Source organism: Roseateles sp. NT4, from assembly GCF_051857475.1.
GTDB lineage: Bacteria > Pseudomonadota > Gammaproteobacteria > Burkholderiales > Burkholderiaceae_C > Pelomonas.
On sequence record NZ_JBPZGZ010000001.1, the window covers coordinates 544233 to 568762 of the forward strand.

25 protein-coding genes are annotated in these 24530 nt (G+C 68.7%); 16 read left to right on the forward strand and 9 right to left on the reverse strand.

Going from position 1 to position 24530, the window contains the following annotated elements; translation table 11 throughout:
• The first annotated feature begins 10 nt into the window (after positions 1-10).
• The 11 genes from ACS5PN_RS02480 to ACS5PN_RS02530 all read left to right on the forward strand — a co-directional run bounded on the left by ACS5PN_RS02480 (position 11) and on the right by ACS5PN_RS02530 (position 11804).
• Complete coding sequence (locus ACS5PN_RS02480) at positions 11-883, forward strand: DMT family transporter (RefSeq protein WP_439462358.1); 873 nt, start codon at positions 11-13, stop codon at positions 881-883.
• Positions 880-1995: an enoyl-CoA hydratase/isomerase family protein gene (locus tag ACS5PN_RS02485; protein ID WP_439462359.1), complete on the forward strand. Its 1116-nt coding sequence runs from the start codon at positions 880-882 to the stop codon at positions 1993-1995. Before ACS5PN_RS02480 ends, ACS5PN_RS02485 begins: the two co-directional genes overlap by 4 nt.
• Positions 1992-3971: an acyltransferase family protein gene (locus ACS5PN_RS02490; RefSeq protein WP_439462360.1), complete on the forward strand. Its 1980-nt coding sequence runs from the start codon at positions 1992-1994 to the stop codon at positions 3969-3971. Before ACS5PN_RS02485 ends, ACS5PN_RS02490 begins: the two co-directional genes overlap by 4 nt.
• A 79-nt stretch (positions 3972-4050) precedes the next feature.
• Positions 4051-4632 carry a lectin-like protein gene (locus ACS5PN_RS02495; RefSeq protein WP_439462361.1) on the forward strand — a complete coding sequence of 194 codons (582 nt, stop codon included), beginning with the start codon at positions 4051-4053 and terminating at the stop codon, positions 4630-4632.
• A 135-nt stretch (positions 4633-4767) separates the two neighbouring features.
• Positions 4768-5721: a tRNA dihydrouridine(20/20a) synthase DusA gene (gene dusA / locus ACS5PN_RS02500; RefSeq protein ID WP_439463682.1), complete on the forward strand. Its 954-nt coding sequence runs from the start codon at positions 4768-4770 to the stop codon at positions 5719-5721.
• The gene (locus ACS5PN_RS02505) at positions 5718-6512 is read left to right on the forward strand and encodes an MBL fold metallo-hydrolase (RefSeq protein WP_439462362.1); all 795 of its coding nucleotides are present in this window, start codon (positions 5718-5720) and stop codon (positions 6510-6512) included. The genes dusA and ACS5PN_RS02505 overlap by 4 nt, the downstream gene beginning before the upstream one ends.
• Positions 6513-6673: 161 nt before the next feature.
• Entirely contained in the window at positions 6674-7264 is a 591-nt protein-coding gene (locus tag ACS5PN_RS02510) for a methylated-DNA--[protein]-cysteine S-methyltransferase (RefSeq protein ID WP_439462363.1), read from the forward strand.
• 20 nt (positions 7265-7284) lie between these two features.
• Positions 7285-8538 (forward strand): DEAD/DEAH box helicase, encoded by a 1254-nt coding sequence (locus ACS5PN_RS02515; protein ID WP_439462364.1) that lies wholly within the window; start codon positions 7285-7287, stop codon positions 8536-8538.
• On the forward strand, positions 8528-8992 hold the full coding sequence (locus tag ACS5PN_RS02520; protein WP_439462365.1) for a CYTH domain-containing protein: 465 nt from the start codon (positions 8528-8530) through the stop codon (positions 8990-8992). The genes ACS5PN_RS02515 and ACS5PN_RS02520 overlap by 11 nt, the downstream gene beginning before the upstream one ends.
• A 122-nt stretch (positions 8993-9114) precedes the next feature.
• A complete protein-coding gene (locus ACS5PN_RS02525) occupies positions 9115-9615 on the forward strand; it encodes a hypothetical protein (protein ID WP_439462366.1) in 501 nt (166 codons plus the stop codon).
• 95 nt (positions 9616-9710) lie between these two features.
• Positions 9711-11804 (forward strand): TonB-dependent receptor, encoded by a 2094-nt coding sequence (locus ACS5PN_RS02530; RefSeq protein ID WP_439462367.1) that lies wholly within the window; start codon positions 9711-9713, stop codon positions 11802-11804.
• A gap of 4 nt (positions 11805-11808) precedes the next feature.
• Here the strand turns inward: ACS5PN_RS02530 and ACS5PN_RS02535 are convergent, their stop codons facing one another.
• From ACS5PN_RS02535 to ACS5PN_RS02545, 3 genes are all read right to left on the reverse strand, one after another.
• Positions 11809-12777: a recombination-associated protein RdgC gene (locus ACS5PN_RS02535; protein WP_439462368.1), complete on the reverse strand. Its 969-nt coding sequence runs from the start codon at positions 12775-12777 to the stop codon at positions 11809-11811.
• 60 nt (positions 12778-12837) lie between these two features.
• Positions 12838-14169: a PEP-CTERM sorting domain-containing protein gene (locus tag ACS5PN_RS02540; RefSeq protein ID WP_439462369.1), complete on the reverse strand. Its 1332-nt coding sequence runs from the start codon at positions 14167-14169 to the stop codon at positions 12838-12840.
• 80 nt (positions 14170-14249) lie between these two features.
• A complete protein-coding gene (locus tag ACS5PN_RS02545) occupies positions 14250-14909 on the reverse strand; it encodes a DsbA family oxidoreductase (RefSeq protein ID WP_439462370.1) in 660 nt (219 codons plus the stop codon).
• Between the two features lie 131 nt (positions 14910-15040).
• Here ACS5PN_RS02545 and ACS5PN_RS02550 point away from each other — a divergent pair, with 131 nt between their 5' ends.
• The 5 genes from ACS5PN_RS02550 (at position 15041) to ACS5PN_RS02570 (ending at position 19720) form a co-directional block, all read left to right on the forward strand.
• The gene (locus tag ACS5PN_RS02550) at positions 15041-16345 is read left to right on the forward strand and encodes a hypothetical protein (RefSeq protein ID WP_439462371.1); all 1305 of its coding nucleotides are present in this window, start codon (positions 15041-15043) and stop codon (positions 16343-16345) included.
• A gap of 4 nt (positions 16346-16349) precedes the next feature.
• The gene (locus tag ACS5PN_RS02555; RefSeq protein WP_439462372.1) at positions 16350-16796 is read left to right on the forward strand and encodes a hypothetical protein; all 447 of its coding nucleotides are present in this window, start codon (positions 16350-16352) and stop codon (positions 16794-16796) included.
• Positions 16793-18406, forward strand: coding sequence for a diguanylate cyclase domain-containing protein (locus ACS5PN_RS02560; protein WP_439462373.1), 1614 nt, complete (start codon positions 16793-16795; stop codon positions 18404-18406). The genes ACS5PN_RS02555 and ACS5PN_RS02560 overlap by 4 nt, the downstream gene beginning before the upstream one ends.
• 87 nt (positions 18407-18493) lie before the next feature.
• The gene (gene yghU, locus ACS5PN_RS02565) at positions 18494-19360 is read left to right on the forward strand and encodes a glutathione-dependent disulfide-bond oxidoreductase (protein ID WP_439462374.1); all 867 of its coding nucleotides are present in this window, start codon (positions 18494-18496) and stop codon (positions 19358-19360) included.
• A gap of 21 nt (positions 19361-19381) precedes the next feature.
• Positions 19382-19720, forward strand: a complete 339-nt coding sequence (locus tag ACS5PN_RS02570) for a hypothetical protein (protein WP_439462375.1) — start codon at positions 19382-19384, stop codon at positions 19718-19720.
• Here the strand turns inward: ACS5PN_RS02570 and ACS5PN_RS02575 are convergent.
• The 6 genes from ACS5PN_RS02575 to ACS5PN_RS02600 all read right to left on the reverse strand — a co-directional run bounded on the left by ACS5PN_RS02575 (position 19704) and on the right by ACS5PN_RS02600 (position 24514).
• Positions 19704-20114 carry a DUF2809 domain-containing protein gene (locus ACS5PN_RS02575; RefSeq protein ID WP_439462376.1) on the reverse strand — a complete coding sequence of 137 codons (411 nt, stop codon included), beginning with the start codon at positions 20112-20114 and terminating at the stop codon, positions 19704-19706. The genes ACS5PN_RS02570 and ACS5PN_RS02575 overlap by 17 nt on opposite strands.
• An 8-nt stretch (positions 20115-20122) precedes the next feature.
• Entirely contained in the window at positions 20123-20521 is a 399-nt protein-coding gene (locus tag ACS5PN_RS02580) for a VOC family protein (protein WP_439462377.1), read from the reverse strand.
• A gap of 101 nt (positions 20522-20622) precedes the next feature.
• Positions 20623-21603: a succinylglutamate desuccinylase/aspartoacylase family protein gene (locus ACS5PN_RS02585; RefSeq protein WP_439462378.1), complete on the reverse strand. Its 981-nt coding sequence runs from the start codon at positions 21601-21603 to the stop codon at positions 20623-20625.
• The gene (locus ACS5PN_RS02590; RefSeq protein ID WP_439462379.1) at positions 21600-22436 is read right to left on the reverse strand and encodes a PIG-L deacetylase family protein; all 837 of its coding nucleotides are present in this window, start codon (positions 22434-22436) and stop codon (positions 21600-21602) included. Before ACS5PN_RS02590 ends, ACS5PN_RS02585 begins: the two co-directional genes overlap by 4 nt.
• 9 nt (positions 22437-22445) lie before the next feature.
• Positions 22446-23333 carry a DMT family transporter gene (locus ACS5PN_RS02595; RefSeq protein ID WP_439462380.1) on the reverse strand — a complete coding sequence of 296 codons (888 nt, stop codon included), beginning with the start codon at positions 23331-23333 and terminating at the stop codon, positions 22446-22448.
• Positions 23333-24514: an esterase-like activity of phytase family protein gene (locus ACS5PN_RS02600; RefSeq protein WP_439462381.1), complete on the reverse strand. Its 1182-nt coding sequence runs from the start codon at positions 24512-24514 to the stop codon at positions 23333-23335. The genes ACS5PN_RS02595 and ACS5PN_RS02600 overlap by 1 nt, the downstream gene beginning before the upstream one ends.
• Between the last annotated feature and the right edge of the window lie 16 nt (positions 24515-24530).

A 24530-nucleotide genomic window follows, 5' to 3' on the forward strand; every position in this document is an offset into this window, starting at 1 on the left:
GCGCTTTGCTATGAGTCACCGAACGGCTGTGTTGCTGATGCTGCTGGTCACGCTGATGTGGAGTTCGGCGGGCGTGGTCACGCGGCATCTGGACGCGGCGCGAGGCTTCGAGATCACCTTCTGGCGCAGCAGCTTCAATGCGCTGGCGCTGTTCGTCATCCTCGGGGCCATGCGGGGCAGGGCGCTGCTTGCCGCCATGCGCGGAAAAGCGGTCTGGGCGTCCGGCGTCTGCTGGGCCGTGATGTTCACGGCCTTCATGGTCGCGCTGTCACTCACCACCGTGGCCAATGTGCTGGTGACGATGTCGCTGTCACCGCTGTTCACGGCGGTGTTCGCGCGGGTCTTCCTGCATCAGCCGGTGCCGACGCGCACCTGGTGGGCCATCGCGGTGGCCGGCGCCGGCATTGCCTGGATGTTCGGTGGCCAGCTCGGCGGGCCGTTGCTGGGCGTATTTGTCGCCCTGGGCGTGCCGCTGGCGGCGGCCTCCAACTGGTGCCTGCTGCAAAAAGTAGGGCAGGGCGGCGGCACCGACATGCTGCCCGCTGTTCTCATCGGGGCGCTGATCTCCCTAGCCGCCATGCTGCCGCTGGCCTGGCCGCTGCAGGCCGGCGCCCATGACCTGGGCCTGCTGGCCTTCCTCGGCGTCTTTCAGCTCGCCGTGCCCTGCCTGCTGGCTGTGCGCCTGGCGCGCGAACTGCCTGGCCATGAACTGGCCCTGCTCGGCCAGGCCGAAACCCTGCTTGGCGTCCTCTGGGCGTGGGCTTTTGCGGGCGAACACCCAGGCAGCGCGGCCCTGATCGGCGGTAGCCTTGTGCTCGTCGCCCTGATTGCCAACGAAGCCCTGGCTCCCCCTTCCGTCAAATCCGTCCTGAAGAACGCATGAACGACCTGATTCCGAACCTGGACTCCGATGGCCAGATCCTGGCCGAGGTCAATGGTTGTGTTGGCCTCATCACGCTGAACCGCCCGCAAGCCCTGAATGCGCTGTCGCTGGCCATGATCCGCGACATGACGACGCTGCTGCGCCATTGGGCGGCGCGCCCCGAGATCGAGGCCGTGGCCGTGCTGGGCGCTCCCCGCGAGGGCAAGGCGCCGGCCTTCTGCGCCGGCGGAGACATCCGCTTCTTCCACCAGGCCGCCCACGCCGGCAACCCGGCCCTGGGCGACTTCTTCACCGAGGAATACCGCCTCAACCACCTGATCCACCACTTCCCCAAGCCCTATATCGCGCTGATGGACGGCATCGTCATGGGCGGCGGCATGGGCATCAGCCAGGGCGCCAAGCTGCGCGTGCTGTGCGAGCGCTCCAAGCTCGCCATGCCCGAGACGGCCATCGGCCTGTTCCCCGACGTCGGTGGCGGCTTCTTCCTCGCCCAATGCCCCGGCCATGTCGGCGAATGGCTGGCCCTGACCGGCCAGACCATCGCGGCGGGCGATGCCATCGAATGGGGCCTGGGCGACGTCTATGTGCCGGCCGCGCAATGGGCCGACCTCGTCGAGGCCCTGCGCTCCAGCCCCCAGCCCAGCGCCGAGCATGTCGTCGCCACGGTCATGGAGAGGGCCGATCTGGCGCCCACCGCCGACCCCAAGGCCGCGGCTGAGCGCATCGACCGCCACTTCGGCGAACCGACGCTGGCCGGCATCCTCGCCTCCCTGGCCTCCGCCAGCGACGACTGGGCACACCAGACCCACGAAACCCTGCTGACGCGCTCGCCGCTGATGATGGCCGTGACCCTGGAGCTGGTGCGCCGCGGCCGCAAGCTCAGCCTCGCCGACGATCTGCGCCTGGAGCGCGATCTGGTGCACCACGCCTTCCATCTGCGCGGCGCCGCCCGCAGCGAGACCGTCGAAGGCATCCGCGCCCTGGCGGTCGACAAGGATCATGCGCCGCGCTGGAGCCCGGCCAGCGTTGCCGACGTCGATGCCGCCGAGGTTGCCGCCTTCTTTGCCAGCCCCTGGACGCCCGAGCAGCACCCGCTGAAGGACCTGGCATGAGCGCCTCGTCACTGGCGTTCGCCGCGGACTCGCGGCAGAAGGCAGTTGCCGGCACCACGCAGATCAACCCCGGCCTGCAGGGCATGCGTGGCATCGCCATCCTGCTGGTCCTGCTGAATCACGTGGGCATGCCGGGCTTCGGCGGCGGCTACGTCGGCGTCGACGTGTTCTTCGTCATCTCGGGTTATCTGATCGGCGGCCTGCTGCTGCGCGAGCTGACCCGGACCGGCCGTGTCGACCTGTGGAACTTCTACGCCCGACGGATTCGCCGGCTCTTTCCCGCCTTTGCCGCGGTGCTGATCGCTGTCGTGGCGGTGGTGCCCTGGCTGTACGCGCCTTTCGAGCACGGCGAGCTGATGTCGTCGGCGCGCGCTTCGGCGCTGTATGCCGCCAATCTCTGGTTCGCCAGCCGGTCGACCAACTATTTCGGCGGGCATACCGAGGCCAATCCGCTGCTGCACCTGTGGTCCCTCGCGGTCGAGGAGCAGTTCTACCTGTTCTGGCCGCTGCTGATGCTGCTGGCCTGGCGCCTCGCGAACCGCGACGCGAGGAAGGGCACGGCCCGTCTGCTGCTGATTGCCGGTGCGCTGAGTCTGGTCGCCTGTGTCGTGGTCTCGCGGTTCAAGCTGCAATACGCCTTCTTCCTGACGCCCATGCGCATCTGGGAGTTCGCCGCCGGCATGGTGCTGTTCGTTTGGGCCGATATCGGACGCAAGCTCAAGCCTGGCGCTGTCGCTGCCGTCGGCAGTGTCAGCCTGGTCGCCATCGCGGCATCCACCCTGTGCTTTGACGAGCATCTGGGCTTCCCGGGCGCCTGGGCCGTGCTGCCCGTCCTCGGCACCATGGGTCTGCTGGTCGTCGTGCAGAACAGCTCGGCCAACTGGGTCAACCGCCTGCTGAGCAGCGGACCACTGACCTGGGTCGGCGACTGCTCCTATTCGGTCTATCTCTGGCATTGGCCGTTGATCATCTTTGCGACGCTGCTGTTCCCGCATGCGGGTGCCTGGCAGACCGTGCTGCTGATTGCCCTGTCCCTGCTGCTGGGCTGGGTGTCCTATCGCTGGATCGAGCTGCCCTTCAAGCACGGCCTGTGGCAGGCCTGGTCGCCGCGGCGCATCGTGGCGGCAGGCCTGGCGGTGTGCGTCGCGACGGCGTTGACAGCCCATGGCATCGGCCGCATGGACCTGCGATCGGATCAGGCGCGCTATCTCAAGGCGACCGCCTGGCCCGCCGCTTCCGACACCGGCTGCCTGTCTCGCTACGATGCGCTGGACCAGCCGCCCTGTGAATTCGGCAGCACCACGCCGACGGCGACGCTGCTGCTGTTCGGCGACTCCCACGCCATGCAATGGTTCTCGCCGTTGCAGGCCCTGGCGACCGAGCGCGGCTGGCGGCTGATCACCCTCGCCAAGGTCCAGTGTCCGGCCCTCGACCTCGCCGTGAACTACCAGGGCAAGCACCTGGAGTACTGGCAATGCTCGCGCTGGCGCGAGCGCATGTTCGAACGTATCCAGGCCATCAAGCCCGACCTGGTGCTGGTGGCCAGTTCATCGGGCTATGGCGTGCCGCCGGCGCAGTGGCAGCAAGGCCTGGCAGGCACCATGCAGCGCCTGCAGGGCATGGGCCTGAAGGCCGCCTATCTGCGCGACACGCCCTTCCCGGGTTTCGATGTGCCGACCTGCCTGGCCCGTGCGTCCTGGCGCGGCCAGTCGCCGGACAGCTCATGCACCTATCTGCGCGCGGACGAGGAGGCTCGTTCGTCCGGCGTCGCCGGTGCCGAATCCCAGGCGCTGAAGGAGCGGGGCGTACCTTTCTTGGACCTGTCCGAAGCCATCTGCCCCGGTGCCGTCTGCGAGACCGAACGCGATGGCCTGATCCTTTTCCTGGACCGCAATCACATCAGTGTGGACTTCTCGATGCGCCTGAAGCCGGAGCTGGAAAAGCGACTCGCGCCGCTGATGCCGGGCGGCCGTTAGCCCCCCGGGATTGGGGATTGGCCCGGCGGGCACGGCTTCGGACACTCGCGAAAATTTCCAACCTGAGACGGAGACTCCTATGCGCAAAGCGCTCATGACCGCCCTCCTGGCCAGCGGCCTGGTCGGCCAGGCAGCCGTGGCGGCGCCGGTGCTGTGGGATACCGCCTCGGGCGGCAATGGCCACTACTACGAGTTCATCGACTCGAACGTCACCTGGAGCCAGGCCCTCGCCGCGGCTCAGGGCATGAGCTTCCTGGGCATGACGGGTTATCTGGCCACCGCCGTGAATGCGGCCGAGAACAGCTTCATCTCCGACAACGTGGCCAAGGGCGTGCTGTCCTGGCTCAGCGGTTCGGATGACGGCAACGAAGGCAACTGGACCTGGCGTGCCGGCCCCGAGACCGGCCAAGCGCTGACCTATTTCAACTGGAATCCGGGCGAGCCCAACAACTGCTGCGGTGGCGAGAACTTCCTGCAGACCAACTGGGCCGGCACCGGCCTGTGGAACGACCATGGCGCTCCCGGCAACGGCGGCCAGATCAACGGCTATGTGGTCGAGTTCAGCGGCACGCCGAACAACGTGCCCGAACCCGCCAGCCTGGCGCTGGTGATGGCCGCCGGCCTGGCCGGTGTGGGCGTGGCGCGTCGCCGCAGCCGCTAAGCCCTCGCGCGTCAGCATTTCTCAACGCCCGCGTCGGCCCGACGCGGGCGTTGGCTTTTGTGGCCCGGGATAATCACGCCCGTGACTGCTGCCCTTTCTTCCCGGTTTTCTCCCTGGCGCCTGTCCGTCGCCCCGATGATGGACTGGACCGACCGCCACTGCCGCTATTTCCACCGGCTCATCACCCGCCAGACCCTGCTCTACACCGAGATGGTGACGACGGGCGCCCTGCTGCACGGGGACCAGCCCCGCCACCTCGACTTCAATGCCGAGGAGCACCCCGTTGCGCTGCAACTGGGTGGCAGCGAGCCCGCCGACCTGGCCGCCAGCGCCAAGTTGGCCGAGCGCTGGGGCTATGACGAGGTCAACCTGAACTGCGGTTGCCCCAGCGAGCGCGTGCAGAAAGGGGCCTTTGGCGCCTGCCTGATGGCCGAGCCCCAGCTGGTGGCCGACTGCGTCAAGGCCATGCGCGATGCGACCTCGCTGCCGGTCACCGTCAAGCACCGCATCGGCATCGACAGGATCGAAAGCTATGACTTCGTGCGCGACTTCGTCGCCACCGTCGCCGAGGCTGGTTGCGAGGTCTTCATCGTGCATGCCCGCAACGCCTGGCTGCAGGGGCTGTCGCCGAAGGAAAACCGCGAGATCCCGCCGCTGCGCTATGAGCTGGTGGAGCAGCTCAAGCGCGAGTTCCCGCAGCTGACCATCGCCATCAACGGCGGGCTCAAGACGCCCGACCAGATCGCCGGGCAACTCGATGTGCTGGACGGCGTCATGATCGGCCGCGAGGCCTATCACGAGCCCTGGAGCATGGCGCAGTGGGACTCGCGCTTCTTCGGCCAGCCCGACCCGGCAGCTTCGCGTGAGCAGGTCGAGGAGGCCTGGCTGAGCTATCTCGAGCGCGTGCATGCCAGCGGCCGTTCGTGGGCCTACGCGATGCGCCATGCACTGGGCTTGTGGAACGGTACGCCCGGCGCGCGCCGCTGGCGCCAGGTCTGGAGCGATCACCGCCTGAAGACGCTGGCGCCGCGTGAGGTCGCGAAGCAGGCCACTGCGGCCCGCCTGTCGGGCGCTGCCGTCGCGGCATGACGACCGGCCGCGAGGCCGATCCCCGCGAGCATCTCGGCATGCGCCGCTTCGTTCTCGCCCTGTCGCTGTTTTGTGCCGCCGCCCAGGCCCAGCAGGCTCTGGCTCCCGATGTCCTGCTCGTGCCCGGCGGTTTCGAGGCGGGCCGCCAGCCCGATGGCAACAGCCTGCTGCTCAAGGGCAGCGAGGGCTGGCTGCTGATCGACAGCGGCCGCCACCGTGCCCATACCGAGGCAGCACTGAAGGCGGCCGGCGGTCAGGTGAGGGCGGTGCTGAACACGCATTGGCATCTCGACCATCTCGGCGGCAATGCCTGGCTGCGCGCGCAGCAGCCGGGGTTGGAGGTCTGGGCCTCGCCCGCGGTCGCCCAGGCCTTGGCGGCCGACGGCTGGCTGGACCGCTACCGCCGCCAACTCGCCGAGGCACTGCCGACCGCGCCACCCGAGCAGGCCGCCGTCATGCGCGTGGACCAGGATCTGCTGGGCCAGGCCGCGGCCTTGAAACCCGATCATGAGGTCAAGACGGCGGCGGCGCTGACCGTGGCCGGCCGGCCACTGCAAGTCGGCGTCGAGACGGCCGTCAGCGGCGGCGATCTGTGGGTGCTGGACAAGGCCTCGGGCACGCTGGCCGCCGGCGACCTCGTCACGCTGCCGGTGCCCTTCATGGACACGGCCTGCCCACCCGCCTGGCGCGAGGCGCTGGCGCGCCTGTCGGCCCAGCCCTTCCAGCGCCTCGTGCCCGGCCATGGCCCGGTCATGAGCCGCGCCGATTTCGAGCGGGCGTGGCGGCTATGAGGCGCTGCTGGATTGCGCCGACCAGGGCCTGCACCCGGCTGCCTGCGCCGCCGTCTGGCGCTCGCGTGTCGACGCCTGGCTGGACGATGCCGGCCGTGCCCGCGTGAACGGCATGATTGGCTACTATTTCAAGACCCTGCTGCAAGCCGCACCCGAGCAACGTGAGCGATTTTGTCGACGATCCTGAGATTGGCCCCGTGCTGCCGCCGGGCGAGCCGCTGTGGAGCCACAGCTTCGACACGGCCCTGGGCCGCTGCGGCATCGTCTGGAGCGAGCGCGGCATCGTCGCGTCGCTCTTGCCTGACGCCAGCCCGGCGCGGCTGAAGCATCGTCACCCGAGCGCGCAGCCGACAGATGAGCTGCCGCCCCAAGTCGCCAACGCCGTCGATGGCGTTCGCGCCCTGCTGGCGGGCGAGGCACGCGACCTCGGCGACATCGTCCTCGACGAGCGCGGCATCCCCGAGTTCCGCCGCCAGGTGCATGCGCTGACCCGCGCCATCCCGCCCGGCCAGACCCGCACCTATGGCGAGATTGCCAACGCCCTGGGTCAGCCCGGCGCTGCGCGCGCCGTGGGCCGGGCCGAGGGCGACAACCCCTTCCCGCCCATCGTGCCCTGCCATCGCGTCATGGGCGCGGGCGGTGAGCCCACCGGCTTCTCGGCGCCGGGCGGCGTCGAGACCAAGCGCCGCATGCTGCTGATCGAGGCGCGTGCGGTGGGCCAACTCGCGGGCGACCAGCAGAAGCTGTTCTGAGCCAGGCGCGACAATCGCGCATGTCCTTCGCTTCCCTGGGCCTCACGCCCGCCCTGCTGCGCGCCGTGCGCGAACAGGGCTATCACGCGCCGACCGCCATCCAGTCGGCAGCGCTCCCTCCCATCCTCGCCGGTGCCGATGTGCTGGCCCTGGCCCAGACCGGTTCGGGCAAGACCGCCGCCTTTGCGCTGCCGCTGCTGCAACGCCTGGTCGCCTCGCCGCCCCGGCCAGGCCCGCGCGCCCTGGTGCTGGCGCCCACGCGCGAGCTCGCGGCGCAGACCGCCGAGCTGCTGCGCAACGTGGCCTCCCTGCTGCTGCACCGCCCCAAGGTCGCCCTCGCCTTTGGCGGCGTGTCCATCAACCCGCAGCTGATGGCCCTGCGCGGCGGCTGCGACGTCATGGTGGCCACGCCCGGCCGCCTGCTGGACCTGATCGACCACAACGGCCTGACGCTGGCCGGCGTCGAGTGCCTGGTGCTGGACGAGGCCGACCGCCTGCTCAGCCAGGGCTTTGCCGAGGAGCTGCAGCGCCTGCTGGCCCTGTTGCCGAAGCGGCGCCAGTCGCTGCTGTTCTCGGCCACCTTCCCGGCCGCCGTCGAGGCCCTGGCCGGGCAGCTGCTGCGCGAGCCGGTGCGCATCCAGGTCGAGGAGGCACCGCCCCAGATCGCCCAGCGCGCCCTCCAGCTCGACCGCGCCCAGCGCCTGCCGGCTCTGCGCCAGCTGCTGAAGACCGAGGGCTGGAAGCGGGTGCTGGTCTTCGTCGCCAGCCGCTACACGGCCGATCTGGTGTCGGACAAGCTCTTCGCCCATGGCTTCAAGGCCGGCGTGCTGCATGGCGAGCTGAGCCAGGGCGCGCGGCGTGACGTGCTGGAGGCATTGAAGAGCGGCCAAGTCGAGGTGCTGGTGGCCACCGATGTCGCCGCGCGCGGCCTGCATGTCGAGGCCCTGGACGCCGTCGTCAACTACGAGCTGCCGCGCTCGGCCGCCGACTACACCCACCGCATCGGCCGCACCGGCCGCGCGGGGGCGCAGGGCACGTCCGTCAGCTTCATCTGCGCGGACAGTGCCGAGAACGCGGAGAGCCATTTCCGCCTCATCGAAAAGCGTCAGGGCCAGCGCGTGCCGCGCGAGCGCCTGGACGGCTTCGAGCCGCAGGCTGTGGCGACCGAGGCCCAGGCCAGCGGCGGCATCAAGAGCACGACACGCAAGAGCAAGAAGGACAAGCTGCGCGAGGCCGCGGCCCAGGCGGCCGAAGGCACCCCCGATGGGCATTGAGATCGAACGCAAATTCCTCGTCAGCGGTGACGGCTGGCGCCAGCCGGCTTCGGCGCAGACCCGCTTCAGCCAGGGCTATCTGAGCCGCGACCCGGCCCGCACGGTGCGCGTGCGCCTCGCCGGCGAGCAAGCTTTTCTGACCATCAAGGGCGCGACCCGCGGCGCGACGCGAGCCGAGTTCGAGTATGAGATACCGGTGACCGATGCCCAGGCCCTGCTGGCCCTGAGCGACGGGCCGGTGGTCGAGAAGATCCGCCATCTCTGCCGGTTCGAGGGCATGACCTGGGAGGTCGACGAGTTCCTGGGCGCCAATGCCGGCCTGGTGGTCGCCGAGATCGAACTGGCCGATGAGGGCCAGGTCTTTGCCAGGCCCGGCTGGCTGGGCGCCGAGGTGACGGGCGACGGCCGCTATGTCAATGCCAACCTGGCGGTGAAGCCCTTCACGACCTGGTGATCTAGGGGGACGCGAATCCGGGCGGCGGCCCTTCGCGTAGAACGGGGAGGCGAGTGTCATACGCGGGCCATGTTCGCGCTCGAAGATGCTCGGCTTGGCTTGCTTCCTGCACCATCCCGCCTGTGCCCAAACTGCTGTCATCGCTGCTGCACCGCTCACGCACCGCCGTCCTGGCGCTGCTGCTCGTCGTGCTGCCTTTGCAGGGCGTGGTGCAGCTGGTGGCGGGCCTGCAGGGCCATCGGCATGTGCACACCGGCGCCGCTCATGCCGTCCTGTCCGGCATGACCCAGCCGCTGCGCGCCTTGCTGGACCATCTGCACGCCGCCCAGGATCCGCGGTTGCAAGGGCACAAGCTGGGCTGGTTCGCCAGCAAGGGACAGTCTGCCGGCCTGCACGAGCATGGCGGCGTCTTCCACCAGCACGCGGCTGACACCACCGATGCCGTCGAAGTCGGCGATGCGACCGACGATTCCCTGCAAGGTGGTGTGACTGCCTTCCTGGCCTGGCTGCCTGCCAGCCTGGCATGGATGGCTCCGGCTGACGCGGGCGACCGCCCCGCCATGGCCGATCTCGATTGGCATGACCTCGTCATTGCGCCGCCGTTGACGCCGCCCCGCGGCTGAGCACGGCTGGCGCCACGCGCGCCGCTCCACATTCCCCATGCTTCCGCCCGTCGCGAGCCGGCGCGCGGTGGGGTTCCGCGCTTTCCGAGAACTTCATGCCCACCAAGTACCGTCTGACGCTGCTGGCTGCCGCCAGCCTGCTCGTCGCGTCCACCGCCCAGGCCCAGGCCGAAGCGCCTACCGTCGTTGCCGCTGCGGTGCTCGAGAAAGTCGAGATCACCGGCCGCCATTACGACAACGCCGTTGGCAGCACCGATGCCGCCTCGCAAGGCACCATCCGCGCCGAGCTGCTGAAGAGCCGCCCCGCGCTGCGCCCGGGCGAGGTGCTGGAATTCGTACCCGGGGTCATCGTCACTCAGCACTCGGGCGACGGCAAAGCCAACCAGTACTTCCTGCGCGGCTTCAACCTCGACCACGGCACCGACTTTGCGACCACGGTCAACGGCCTGCCGGTCAACATGCCGACGCATGGCCATGGCCAGGGCTATTCGGACCTGAATTTCCTCATCCCCGAGCTGGTCGACCGCATCGAGTACCGCAAGGGGCCTTACTTTGCGAAGAACGGCGACTTTGCCGCCGCCGGCTCGGCCGACATCGCCTACCGCAACACGCTGGACGAAGGCTTTGCCGCGCTGACGGTCGGCCAGCGCCAGTTCCAGCGCTTTGTCGGCGCGGGCTCGACGGCCCTGGGCGGTGGGCTCAACCTGCTGGGCGCCGTCGAGGTGCAGCACAACGACGGGCCCTGGAAGCTGCCCGAGCAGCTGCGCAAGAGCAATGGCGTGCTGACGTTGTCAGCCGGTACGGCCGCCGAAGGCTGGAGCGCCAGCCTGATGGGCTATGACGCGAAGTGGAACTCGACCGACCAAGTGCCCGAGCGCCTCATCGATGCGGGCATGTTCAACGGCCAGGCTTTCGGCCGCTTCGATGCGGTGGATGGCAGCGATGGCGGCGAGACGCGCCGCAGCAGCCTGTCCGGCGAATGGCATCGCAACACGGGCAGCGAGGCCACGCGGGTCGCGGCCTATGCGATGGACTACCGGTTGAAGCTCTTCTCCAACTTCACCTACGCATTGGAGCGCCCCGACGATGGCGACCAGTTCTCGCAGCAGGACAAGCGCAGCGTCTACGGCTTCAACGCCAGCCATGCGGTCGACCACAAGCTGGGCGAGCTGCCGGCCCGCAGCGAGGTCGGCCTGCAACTGCGTCACGACCGCATCCGCGTCGGCCTCTACGACACCGTCGAACGCCGCATCACCGCGACGACGCGCGACGACGATGTGCGCGAGACCCAGCTCGGCGTCTACGGCCAGACCTCCGTCGAGCTGATGCCCTGGCTGCGCAGCGTCGTCGGTGTGCGCGCCGACCAGGCCCGCTTCAAGGTCAACAGCCTCAGCAACGCCGCCAATTCCGGCAGCGCCACGGCCCATCTGTTATCGCCCAAGCTGTCACTGGTGGCAGGGCCCTGGGCCAAGACCGAGTTCTTCTTCAATGCCGGCCGCGGCTTCCACAGCAATGACGCGCGCGGCACGACGGCCACCGTCGACCCCAGGACCGGCGACGCGGTCGACAAGGTGCCGGGCCTGGTCGCTGCGCGCGGCATGGAGCTGGGCGCGCGGACAGAGTGGGTGCCGGGCCTGCAATCCTCACTGGCCGTCTGGAAGCTGGACTTCGATTCCGAGCTCGTCTACGTCGGCGACGCCGGCGCCACCGAGGCCAACCGGCCCAGCAAACGCCACGGCATCGAGTGGAACAACCGCTATGTCCCGGTGCCCTGGCTGCTCATCGACGCGGACCTGGCCTGGACGCATGCCCGCTTCGCCGACTTCGATCCGGCCGGTAACCGCATCCCCAATGCCGTCGACAAGGTCGGTTCCCTCGCCGTCACCGTGCGCGAGCTCGGCCCCTGGTCGGCCAGCCTGCAGTGGCGCTATCTCGGTTCGGGTTCTCTGATCGAGGACAACAGCGTGCGTTCGCGCTCGTCGCTGACGACCAATCTGCGCGTCAGCCGCAAGTTGTGGACAGGCGGCGAGCTGACCTTCGACGTCTTCAACCTGGGCAACCGCCGGGTCAACGACATCGAATACTTCTACGAGTCCCAGCTGCCCGGCGAGGCCGCGCCGGTCGCCGACCGGCACGTCCATCCCGCCGAGCCGCGCACGGTTCGCGTGACGCTCAAGCTGGGTTTTTAGCCCTTTACCAGGGCGCCGCTTCCTCAGCCAGTGGCTCCGTCGACAAGGCAGCCGGCGCCGGCGTGGTGCCGGCCGCGGCGAAGTCATGCTCGCCGCCCAGGCCTTCGATCAGCGCCGGGATCAGACGGCCCAGCTCGCCGGTGGCCAGGGCTGCGTCGGCGTCGAAGGCCTCGTCGCCGCTGGCTTCGGGCTTGCCTTCAAAGGCCAGGTCCAGGAAGCTGATCTTCTTGATCGCGAAGCCCTCGGTCAGCGTGAAGGCGACGCGCTCGTTCCAGCTCAGGGCCAGGCGGGTCGGCATCTTGCCGCTGGTCAGGTGGGCACGGACCTCGTCGATGTCCAGCGGGTGGCGGGCGTAGCGCACGACGGGCTTCTGCTCGTCGCTGCCCTTGAGCTCGCATTCGCGCTCGATCTGGAAGCCTTCGGGCGTCACGCCGTCCAGCAGCCAGGCGGCCATGCAGGCGGCGGGGCTTTCGGCCGTCTGCACCAGCTGCAGCGACAGGCCGTCGGCGGCCTGGATCAGCAGGGTGACGACCTCGTCGGCGCGGCTGGCGGAGCCTGCGTCGACGAAGAGCAGGCGCTGCTCGGGCGCGATCCACACGCGCGTGGCCGAAGTCTTGGTGAAGGCACGCGGCAGCAGCTCGTGCGTGGCCTGTTCCTTCAGGTCCTTCTTGGCCTTCTTGCCGGGCTTGCGGCCGGTCTGGGCTTCGATCTGCTCGGCCAGCTCGTCGATGCGCTCCTGCACGACGGAGGAGGGCAGCAGGCGCTGCTCGCGCTTGAGCTTGAGCAGCCAGTGGCCGTCGATGACTTCGACCAGTGGTGCGTGCTCGATGTCGCGTGGCGGGGCCCAGCCCACGGCCAGGGGCTGTGTCGGGGCGCAGGCCAGGAAGGGTTCCTTGGCCAGCTTGTCGGCCAGTTGGGTGGCGTCGGGCTGCCAGCCCTCGCCGATGCGGTAGACGATGAGGTTCTTGAACATGGGCTCTGGAGAAACAAGAAGCCCGCCAGCGGCGGGCTTCGGAACGCAGGCCCCATTGTCTCAGGTCCGCCGGCGGCGCCCGGCCAGCAGGGCGCCGAGACCGGCCAACCACAGGCCGTAAGTCGCAGGTTCCGGCACGGCGACGGTGATGGCCTGCATGGTGCCGGTGAAGCTGCCGTCGGCGACGAAACTCAGTCCGGTGACGAAGCCGGTCACGTCGAAGGCGTTGACCTGGGCCGAGGCCTCGATGCCGCGGATCTGGAAGCGGCTCACGCCGGCCGCGAAACCATGGGCCGTGAAGTCGAAGCTGGCGCCCGCGGCCAAGGCGCTGGCGCTTTGCTGCCAGACGCCGCCGTTCCAGGTCCAGACTTCGTACAGCCCATCGCCGACGTTGCTGGCCACCTGCACGCTCTTGAAGTTGGGGTCGCCGGCGCCGGTGGCGTAGCTGAAGCCGGTGGCGACGACGGGGTCGATGAAGGTGATGTCGTTGGGGCCGACATGGCCGATGTTGAAGCCATAGACCGGCCCGGCCAGCGCGCCGCTGGTGGTGGCCACCGGCGCCAGGGTCGGCAGGGCGATGTTGCTGACGCCGGCCGGCAGCGTGGACGGGTTGATGGGCGTGAAGTCGAAATAGGAGCTGGAGCGCGAGACCGGGCTGCCGTCGGCGCGGGTGTGGATCAGGTCGATGCTGATGGAGTAGCTGGTGCCGTAGTTCAGCAGGCCGGTGGGCAGGGTGTAGTCGGGGCTGGCGATCACCGGGCTCTGCCAGATCAGGTCGGACTGCTGGAAGCTGCGCTGCACGCTGCCGCGGGATTCGACGGTGACCGGGTGGCTGTTGTCCTGGACGCGGATGCGCATCTGGTCGATGCCATCCGGCGTGCTGGCCGGCAAGGTCCAGCTGACAGTGGGGGTCAGGCCCGAGCCGCTGACCGTCATCGACTGCACGAAAGGCATCATGCCCACGTTGCCCAGCGTGGGCGTCTGCACGATCAGCGTGTTGCCGGCGCTGTAGGTGGAGGCGGTGGACAGCAGCAGCCGCCAGCTGCCGGTCAGCGCCGGGTCATACGGCGTGGAGGCGAAGTACTGGTGCGGGTAGTAGGTCCAGTCGCGCTCGTACAGGCCCAGCTTGCGCCAGTCCGGGTCGGTGGCGAGAGACTCGCAGGTCAGGCCGGTCGGGCAGTTGGCGACAAAGCCGTAGACATAGCCGCCCGGGTTGCCCACCGGTGGCTGCACGTTGAGGATGCCCACGACGGCGATGTCGCCGGTCGCGAAATTGCCGCTGTTGGCGCTGTTGGCCTGGCGGATGTGGAAGCTGGTCTCGGCCGTGGGCGGCGCGGCCAGGGCGCAGGCGGCCGTGAGCAGGCCAAGGCTGGTGCAGGCAAAGGCTTTCATTGGATCTCCCTGAGACAGGGACGAGCCTAGGGTGCCCGCCATGCACTGAATACCCCCTCCGGAGGGGGCATCGGTGCCGCTCAGGCCAGGCGTGGTTCGGCCATCACCTGGCGCAGCAGCTTCTCGAACACTTCGACCGACTGGCCACCCTGGATCAGATGGCGCTGGTTGACGATGATGGCCGGCACGGCGTGGATGTTCTGGGCATGCACCTCGGCCTCGGCTGCGGCCACTTCGGCGTCATAGCGCTTGCTGTCCAGCACCTCCTTGGCGCCGGCTTCGGGCAGGCCGGCCGCGACGGCCAGCTCCAGCAGCACGGCGCGGTCGGACACGTCGCGGCCGTCGGTGAAATAGGCCTTCAGCAGCGCGACCTTGAGCTGGCGCTGCCGGACGGCGCCAAAGCCCTCGTCGACCCAGTGCAGCAGGCGGTGGGCGTCGCGGGTGTTGTAGATGCGGCTGCGCGCCTCCATGCGGAACTCGAAGCCCAGGGCCGCACCGCGCTCGCGGATGGCCTGGCGGGTGCCGGCCAGGGCCGTGGGGCTGGCGCCGTACTTCTGGGCGAGGTGCTCTTCGATGTCCTGACCTTCGGGCCCCATGCCGGGGTTGAGCTCGAAGGGGTGGAAGTGCAGGTCCAGTTCCAGCCCGGGGATGCGGGCGGCGGCAGCCTCCAGCGAATACAGGCCGATGGCACACCAGGGGCAGACGATGTCGGAGATGAAGTCGATACGCATGCGTGGCATTTTCACGGCTCCCAAATGCCCTCGGGTTTGCAAGCTTGACCCAAGCGTGATGGGGTTGCAATTGATTGCGGCGACAGGTGTTGCGCCCGGCGGCGCGAGGCTAATAATGGGTTGATAGTCGCCATCGCGCCATGCCTGCCCAGACCACGGACCCCCTCAGCCGCTGCCGCCAAGGCCTGCTTGCCGGCCTTGTCGCCCTTGCTGCGATGGGCGCTGCCCAGGCCCAGGAGACCGACAAGCCGTCCGGTGCGACCGGACTGCGGCTCAGCGGTTTTGGCAGCCTGGGCGTGAGCCATGTGGATGCGCCTTCCGGCTGGGGCTTTCGCCGCGAATTGAACCAGGGCGGCAGCGATGACGCCTGGCGTGCCGACGTCGACACCCGGCTGGGCGTGCAGCTGAACTACAGCCTGGGCAGCCAGTTCGAACTTGTGGGTCAGGTCATCGCCAAGAAGCGGGCCCACTATGCCGCTGACAGCGACGCCCTGGAATGGGCCTATGCCAGCTACCGGCCCACTGCCGACTGGACGCTGCGCGCGGGTCGCGTGAATCTGGATGTCTTCCTGATGGCCGACTATCGCAATGTCGGCTATGGCTTCATGACGGCGCGGCCGCCGGTGGAGTTCTACGCCATGCTGCCCACGGCGCTGGACGGCGCCGACGTGGCGCGCAGCTGGCAGCAGGGCGACGCCCAGTGGCGGGCCAAGCTGATGCTCGGCTCGGCGCGCATCGGCGACTTCGAAAGCACCAAGGCCAGCCGCGTGCGCTCGATCGTTGGCGGCATGCTGTCGCGCGAAGAGGGCGGGCTGCTGCTGCGTGTCAGCTATGCCCACACGCGCGTCGACATCGACAAGAGCAACATCCAGCCCGTCCTCGATGGCCTGGCCCAGCTGGGCAGCGTGCCCATCCCCACTGTGGCCGAGCAGGCCCTGGCGATGCGCCGCCGCCTGGGCGCCGAGAACGGCTCGGGCACGTTCTGGGAGCTGGGGCTGCGGCATGAGCTGGCCGACTGGCAGTGGAGTGCCGAGGTGGTGCGCATCTCGGCCGATCCCCTCATCGTGCTGACCTCCGCCTATGCAACGCTGGGACGCCGCGTCGGCGACTGGACGCCCTATGTCGCCTACGGCCATGTGCGCGACTCCCAGGGTGTGCTGCCCATGCCGGCATGGCAGGCCGCCTTGACGCCCGTGATCGGCCCCGTCGGTGCTGCCCAGGCCCAGGGGCTCGGCAGCGCGGTGACGGCCTCGCTGAACGCCTCGCGCTTCCAGCAGTCGAGCTGGTCTATCGGCACCCGCTGGGACTTTCATCCCCAGGCCGCGCTGAAGCTGCAATGGGATCGCGTGCGCATCAGCAACAGCGGTTCGGGCCTGTGGACCGGTGCCAACGGTGCACCTTCACACGCCACCATCGCGACCGCCGTCGTGGACTTCATCTTCTGAAGCCATGCCATTGCGCAGCCTCCTCAGCAAGCTCGGCGCCGTGGCGCTGCTGGCCGTCGCCTTGCCGGCGCGCGCCGACTTCTATGTCGTCGTGCATGCCAGCAACCCGCAGCGAAGCCTGACGCAGAAGGAAGCCGTCGACCTCTTCATGGGCCGCAGCCGCGCCTTTGCCAACGGCGACTTCGCGCTGATCTTTGACCTGCCGCGCGACAACCCGAACCGCGCCGCCTTCTACAAGGCCCTGACCGGCATGAGCGTGGCCCAGGTCAACAGCTATTGGTCGCGGCTGATGTTCTCCGGCCAGAGCGTGCCGCCCCAGGCCTTGGCAGACGAGGCGGCCATGGTGGGCATGCTGCGCCGCAATCCCGGCGCGCTGGGTTGGCTCAGCCGCGAGCCGACCGAGCCGGGCCTACGCTCCGTGCTGGTGATCAAGGAAGCCGCCAGCCCATGACGCCTACCGCAGCGCCTCGCGTCCGCGGCGCGAACAGCCTGCAGCTGCGTTTCATGCTGGTGGTGTTTGCCAGCGCCACGCTGCTGGCCCTCGTTGTGGCCACCGTCGCCTACCAGCTCAGCCAGGCGCGGGCCCTGGCCAGCGGCCGCAGCAGCGTGGAGTCGCTGGCGACGGCCGTCGAGAAGACGCTGGCCATCGGCGCCTATGCCCGCGACGCGGTGCTGCTGCAGGAAGTGGCGGGAGGCCTGGTGCGCAATGAGCTGGTGGACGTGGTGGCCGTCGTGGCGGCCGATGGCAGCGCCTTGGTCAAGGTGGTGCGTCCCGGCGCCGTCGAACGCCAGGGCGCCACCTTGCTGACGCGCCCGTTGATGTCGCCCTTCGACGACAAGGAGAGCTTGGGTCAGCTGCGCATCCATCTGAACGACGCGAAGGTGAGCGCCGATGCTGACCGCGAGGCCTATACGCTGGCGGCGGTCATGGCGGGGCAGGCGGCCTTGCTGGCTTTGGTCCTTTACCTGGTGGCGGCACGCATGGTGTCCAGCCCCATCGTGCGACTGGCCAGCGCCTTGCGCCGCATGACGCCCGGTTCGGGCGAGCGGCTGGAGATTCCCTCCAGCCACGGGCGCGACGAGATCGGCGTGCTGATCGCCGGCGCCAACGAGCTGCTGGACAGCAACGAGCGCCAGCTCAAGGTCGAACGCAAGCTGCGCTCCGAGGTCGAGTCCATGGAGGCCCAGTACCGGCAGATCTTCGACTCCAGCAGCGCCGGCATCTTCGTGCTCAACGAGGGCGGTCGCCTCATCAACGGCAACCCGACGGTGTCGCGCGTCGTCGGCCTCTCCATGGGTGAGCTGCGCGATCTGAGCGAGGACGATTTCATCAGCCGCGTCTTCAACCGGCCCGAGCAGGTGCGGCAGATGATCGACGACGCCACGCGGCGCGGCGAGACGATCTCGGCCGATCTGGAGCTGGTGCAGCAGGGCGACCAGAGGCGCTGGGTGCACTGCCTGATCTCGGTGCAGCAGGTGGACGGACAGACCGTCGAGGGCGTCATCTACGACATCACCGAACGCAAGAGCGACGAGAACGAGGTGCGCCATCGCGCCGAACATGACGCGCTGACCCAGCTGAAGAACCGCGCCGCTGGCCAGGAGACGCTGGAACGCTTCGTCGCCGAGGCGGCTTCGCGCGGTGCGGCGCTGAGCGTGCTGTGCATCGACCTGGACGGCTTCAAGCAGGTCAACGACACCCACGGCCACCAGAGTGGCGACGAGGTGCTGGTGGCCTGCGCCGAGCGCATGCGTGCCGCCGTGCGCCGCTCTTCCGACCTCGTTGCGCGCCTGGGCGGCGACGAGTTCCTCATCGCACTGCGCGACGTCGGCCCCGAGGACGCCGTGCTGAGCCAGGTCATGCGTGACCTGGTCGACGGCCTCTCCCTGCCCATCCGCCTGTCCACGGGCGAGGAGGTCAGGGTCGGCGTCAGCATCGGCGCGGCCTGCATGCCATCGCACGGCATGCAGGCACAGGAACTGGTGCGCGCGGCCGACGATGCCCTCTATCACGTCAAGCGCAATGGCAAGCAGGCCTTTGCGCTGGCTCTGACGGGCTGACTGCCTCAACCCGCAAGGCCGTACGGCCTGCGGGTGCATGCGCGGGTGGTTACCGTGGCGCCCTTGCCAACGCACGAGCTCGCACGCATGACCGATTCCTACACCCCACCCCAGGTCTGGACCTGGGACAAGGCCAGTGGCGGCCAGTTCGCCAGCATCAACCGGCCGGTCGCCGGTCCCACGCATGACCAGGCGCTGCCCGTCGGCCGCCACCCGCTGCAGCTCTATTCACTGGGCACGCCCAACGGCGTCAAGGTGACCGTGATGCTGGAAGAACTGCTGGCGCTCGGCCACACCGGCGCCGAGTACGACGCCTGGCTGATCCGCATCAACCAGGGCGACCAGTTCGGCAGCGGTTTCGTCGCGGCCAATCCCAACTCCAAGATTCCCGCGCTGTGGGACCGCAGCGGCCCCGAGCCGGTCCGGGTGTTCGAGTCGGCGGCCATCCTGGTCTATCTGTCGGAGAAGTTTGGCGGCGCTTTCCTGCCCAAGATTGGGGCGGCGCGCGCCGAGGCCCTGAGCTGGCTGTTCTGGCAGATGGGCAGCGCGCCCTTCCTGGGCGGCGGCTTCGGCCACTTCTATGCCTATGCGCCCACCAAGCAGGAATACCCCATCGACCGCTATGCGATGGAGGTCAAGCGTCAGCTCGACGTGCTGAACCGCCATCTGGCCGAGCGTCCCTACCTGGCCGGCGAGCAGTACAGCATTGCCGACATGGCCACCTGGCCCTGGTATGGCGCGCTGGTGAAGGGCCAGCTCTACGGCGCCGGCGAGTTCCTGTCGGTGCACGAGTACACCCATGTCATCCGCTGGGCCGACCAGATCGCCGCCCGTCCGGCCGTGCAGCGCGGCCGCAAGGTCAACCGCACTTGGGGCGAGGCTAACGACCAGTTGCATGAAAGGCATGAGGCCAGCGACTTCGAGACCAAGACCCAGGACAAACTCGCGGCCTGATCCTCATTCGCAAGGCAGGTCATGGGAGCGGATTCATTCATCGCCTTCTACGGCGTCAAGTTCGAGCTGGACCCCGACAACGAGGATGAGCTCGACGCCTGCGATACCGACGCAGATCCGAGGTGTGTGCAGGCCAAGCGCGCCGGGCTCGAGACCTTCACCGGCCGCATGACCGAGGGCGAGGACTACTTCCTCTATGTCGGCCGCCGCCTGGCCTGGCTGGGCATCGAGCATGACCCGCACCAGGCGCGGTCCGCCGAGCAGCTGTCCGCCGTGGTGGAGGACGTCAAGGCGAAGTTGCAGGTGGCCGGTTTTTCCGAATCAGCCGAGCTGCACTTCCAGTTCATCGGGCAGTACTAGGCCGCAGCGCGAGCAGTTCAGCCATCGTGCCGGCGGCCACGCCCACGCTGTAGGCCAGCAGGTCCATGGCATGGAAGCCCGACCCCAGCACCAGGTGGCCCAGCGTGGTGTGTCGGATGGCGTTGATCCAGTCCGCCTGGTAGAGCTGGCTGAACTCGACCGCGAACGAGGTCGCCAGTGCTGCCATCGCAATGCGGACGATGGAGGCATGCGGCCAGGCCAGCCCGTAGAGCAGCATCACCATCAGCGCCCACAGCGCATCGCCGGGGTATTTGCCGAGCTGTGCCGGCAGCAGCCCTGGATAGCGGCGAGAAGCCAGGCCGGCGGCGATGACGGCCAGGACCAGGGTTGCGTAGACGAGGCGGTTTCGACGAGCTTGTGCTTGGGCCGGCATCAGATGGTTTATCGCGATCCGAAGCGTGCCTTGGCGGCGTCCGTGACGGGGGTGAAGAGTGAGACGATGCTGCCCTCAGGGTCGCGCAACTGCGCCGACTTGTTTCCCCACGGCAGCATCTTCGGTTCGTGGACCCAGCTGGCCTTGTCCTTGAGGCGCTCGAACTCGGCGTCCACGTCTTCGACCATGAATTCGAGGAGGGCCGTCCGGTTGGCCGCGGGCTCGGCGCTCCCTTCCTTGAACAAGGCCACGGTTTTGGCGCTGCCGATGGCCAGGGTTGCCGCAGGCGTCACGATTTCGGCGAACACCGGTGCCAGCCATTCGGCCTGACGGCCCGTCACGAGTTCGTAGAAGCTGACCATGGCCTTGATGTCGGCGGCAATCAGTCGGGTGGAGGCGAATTTCATCTTCAATGCTCAGGTTGGCTGCGCTTGTGCAGCGGCCTGCGCATCTTGCGAGACCTGTGCTGACAGTCGATGTCAGCACAAGGCAGGAGGCGTTCAGTCGATCAGCCCAGCTTCCGATCGCTCGGCCTTGCCAGGTAGAACCATTCCGTACCGGGCTGAGACTTCACATTGGGAAAGACGATGCGGCCTTCGCTGGGCGCGATCACGGCTTCGCCGCTGGCGCGGGTACCGATCTTCTGGCCTTTCGCGATGGGGTCGAAGCTTGCCCATTCACGTTCGAAGCCGTCGCCCATGTCCTCGCGGTCGATGACGTCGTAGAGCTGCAGCAGCTCGGGCGGCTGCGCAGGGCGATGCGCCTCGACAGCGCTCTGGTCGAGCATGCCGAGGAAGACCAGGGTGCGCAGGATGGCCAGGCGGGCGACTTCGGGGCCATTCGGGTCCAGGTGCTGGCCACATTCCAGCGTGATGGCCCAGCCGCCGGTGGAGCGCATGTATTCGGTGGTGCCGACGCCGTAGTGCGGGTCGGAGATCAGCGAGGCGCGGCGTGAGCCGTCGTGCTCGCGCTGCTGGCGGCGCTGCAGGCCCAGCGCATAGGTCGACAGCCAGCCTTCGACGATGCGGCTCACGCCCAGGCGTGCGGCCAGGGCCGACTCGGTCGCCTCCTGCGAGAAAGGCTCCAGCTCGCCCGTGTTGTTGCGCGGGCCGATCATGGCGAAGGCCGGGCCGTTGCCCTGGAAGCTGTGCAGGTCCAGGATGCCGTCGTGCTGGGCGATCAGCGGACACAGCACGCGCGCGATGCGGTCCTCGAAGTCATGCGCAATGACGGGTGGACGCAGGTTGCGGTTGAGGTTGCGGTCGCCCTCGCGGCGGTTCAGCTGGTGGGCCAGCGGGTTGACGATGGGCACCAGGGTCAGCGTGCCGCGCAGCAGCGTCAGCTCGCCGGCGTCGAGCTGGCGAATGATTTCGGCCATGGCCTTCGTGCCGTGGACTTCGTTGCCATGCACGGCGCCGGTCACGAGGAGGCGCGGGCCGGTCTGCAGGCCGGCGAATTGGTGGACGCGGATATGGGTCGGGTGTGTCATGGCTTGAGCAGGGCGGAAGTCAGGGCCTCGTCGGCCGGCAGGACGCGGCGCGGCAGGTCGCGCATCGGCTGACCCTTGCGGTAGGCGACCAGGCGGTAGAGGGTGGCGAAGGCGAAGTCGGGCACTTCCTCGCCAGCACCCAGCACCAGCTCGCCGCCGCGGCGCACGGCATCGGCCAGGAAGGCCGGCAGGCGCAGGTGGTAGGGGTTGCGCTCGATTTCGCCGGTGTGGCGCTCCAGCGCGGCGATGAGGCGGGCCGTGTCGGCGATATTGGTCTGCACCAGGGCATTGGGCTCGCTCTGCGTCGACCAGAACTCGGTCAGCGCCAGCACCGTGTCCAGCCGCGCGGCGGCGATGGCCTCGACGACGGCGCGGTGCACGCCGCGATGGCTGGGGTTGTCGTCCAGCGCGTGCGGCGCGAGGACGAGGGCCGGGCGGTGCTCGGCGAGGATGGCGGCCAGGGCCTGCACATGTTCGTTCTTGACTTCGTCGGCGCGCACATCGGACAGGCCGTCCGCACCGACGCGGATGCAGTCGAAGCCCAGCACCTCGCAGGCATCGACCAGTTCGGCCCAGCGTGCCTCGCGGCGCTCGGCATTGCTGCCCAGGGTCACGGCGACATTGCTGACGCGCCAGCCCGCCTCCTGCTGCAGGCGCAGCGGCAGGGCGCCGACGATGCATTCATCGTCGGGATGGGGGGCAAACACCAGGCAGTGGCCGGGGCTGGCCTCGGGCGCCGGCAGGGCCTGGCGGTCGGGCGGGTTGCCCAGCAGGGCGGCGAAACGGTTCAGGTGATCGCGCCAGCGGGCGAGATCGGCTTCCAGGGACGACATCCCGGCATCCTACCGAGAGCCGGCTCTCCCCGGCCATGTCGCCAGCAGCACACCCAATAAGGCCAGGCCATAGGCGAAGGCCTGGATGGCGGAGATGGATTCGCCCAGCGCCAGGCCGATCAGCGCCGTGCTGATGGGCAGGAAGACCATGAAGACCCCGGCCTTGGCGGCCGGCAGCCCCTTCAGCCCGGCCATCCACAGCCAGACGGTGATGACGCTGGCCGTGGCGGCGTAATAGGCCAGCAGGCCCCAGTCCAGCGGGCGTGGGGCGGTGAAGTCGAAGCTCAGGGCTTGCCAGGCGGCCAGCGGCGTGACCAGCACCAGGCCCCAGAGGTTGATCAGCGCACTGATGCGCTTGGGTCCCAGGCCGGCGGTCAGCTTCTTGCCGATGACGACATAGCAGCCTTCGCAGAACACGGCGGCCAGCAGCAGCAGGGCGCCAACAGGCGTCGTTTCCGCACCGCCTTGCTTGCCACCCGCCACCAACGCGATGCCGCCGACGGCACAGGCGATGCCCGCCAACACGCGGCCGCTGAGGCGCTCGCGCAGGAACAGCCAGCTCAGCAGTGCGACGGCCGCCGGGATGCCGGCCATGATGACGCCGGCAACGACGGCCGAGCTCTGCCGCAGGCCAAACAGCATGCAGATGGAGAACAGGAAGTTGCCCAGAAACGATTCGAGGAAGAGCAGCCAGCGCGAGCGCGCGTCCAGCGGCGCTTCCGAGGCCGGCTTCTTCAACCAGGGCAGCATCAGCACGGCGGCGAAACCGAAGCGCAGGCCGGCCAGCAGGAAGACCGGAAAGGCCGCAACCAGCAGCTTGGACAGGCCGACGTAGCTGCCGACCAGGCTGGTGCTGGCGGCGAGCAGCGCGTAGGCGCGCCAAGGGACGGGATGCATCAGTTCAAGTTGCCGTCGAGAGTGAAGGCGATGAACTGCGTGAACTGGGCCGGGTTGAAGTTGTTGTCGGACACCAGGATCAGCGTCCGTTTGCCCTCGTGCATGGGGCCGAAGGTGATGCCCTCGATGTTGTCCAGGGCCAGCACGCTGCCGTCGTCATTCTTCAGCGAGGACAGGTCCAGCAGCATGGCGCGTTTGACGGGCACGACCTCGCGGCCCTTGATGCTGGGCCAGCCCGACACGTCGGTGGCACCGCGCGTGTCGATGAGGTAGAGCTTGATGGTGTTGCCGGTGGGCTGCTTGGTATGGGCGGCGACACCCGGCGTCACGGCGCCGACGGCGAAGGCGCGCTCGATGACGATGAACTCATGGGCCGACAGGGCCAGCATGTCGGGTACGCCGTTGGTCGCAAAGTCGCCCTGGCGGGCCGGCGGGAAGGGCACGGGGCCGACGTCGTAGATGTATTCGGCGCCGGCCTTGCCGCTGTCCAGGTCGAAGGACAGCAGGCGCGCGCGGCTGCCGCGGCCCACGGCGGTGGGCAGGCTGTCCTGGGCCAGGCCGTTCTCGCTCATGGTCCACAGCGTCTTGCCATCGGGCGTGATGGCGATGCTCTCAAAGGCCAGGTTGTTGTAGACGCCGACGTCGCCCGGCGCGATGCCGCTGGCGCTGCCCGAGGGGTTGTAGTAGCCCGGCACCGGGAACTCGCCGGCGGGCTTGCCGTCGCCGCTCATGCGGCGCACGGTCGGGTTCTGCATGGCGCCCGACACGCGCTGGCCTTCGTTGGCCCAATAGATCAGGTTGCGCTTGGTATCGAGGCGCAGGCTCTCGGGGTCGACCGTGTTGCGACCGAAGGGCTGGCCGTCGAGGTCGAGGATGGTGGTCGCGTTGACCCAGGTCACGCCCGCCTCGCCGGGGTTGGCGCTGCGGCGGAACTTGGACAGGTCCAGGCTCAGCTCGTAGAAGCGGGCCGGCGCGCGGTCGCTGCGGTCATCGCAGATGGCCAGGTAGCGGCCCGTCGCCGCCACATAGTCGATGCTGGAGAGGCCGCCGACCGGCGCGCCCTTGAACATCGGGCTGCCCTGCACGATCTGCTGGCCGAGATAGGTCAGCGTCTGGGCGACGGCGGGCAGGGACAGCAGCAGGGAGGCCGCAACGGCGGCGCAACGGGCGGTCAACTTCATCAACAGGATCCTCAGG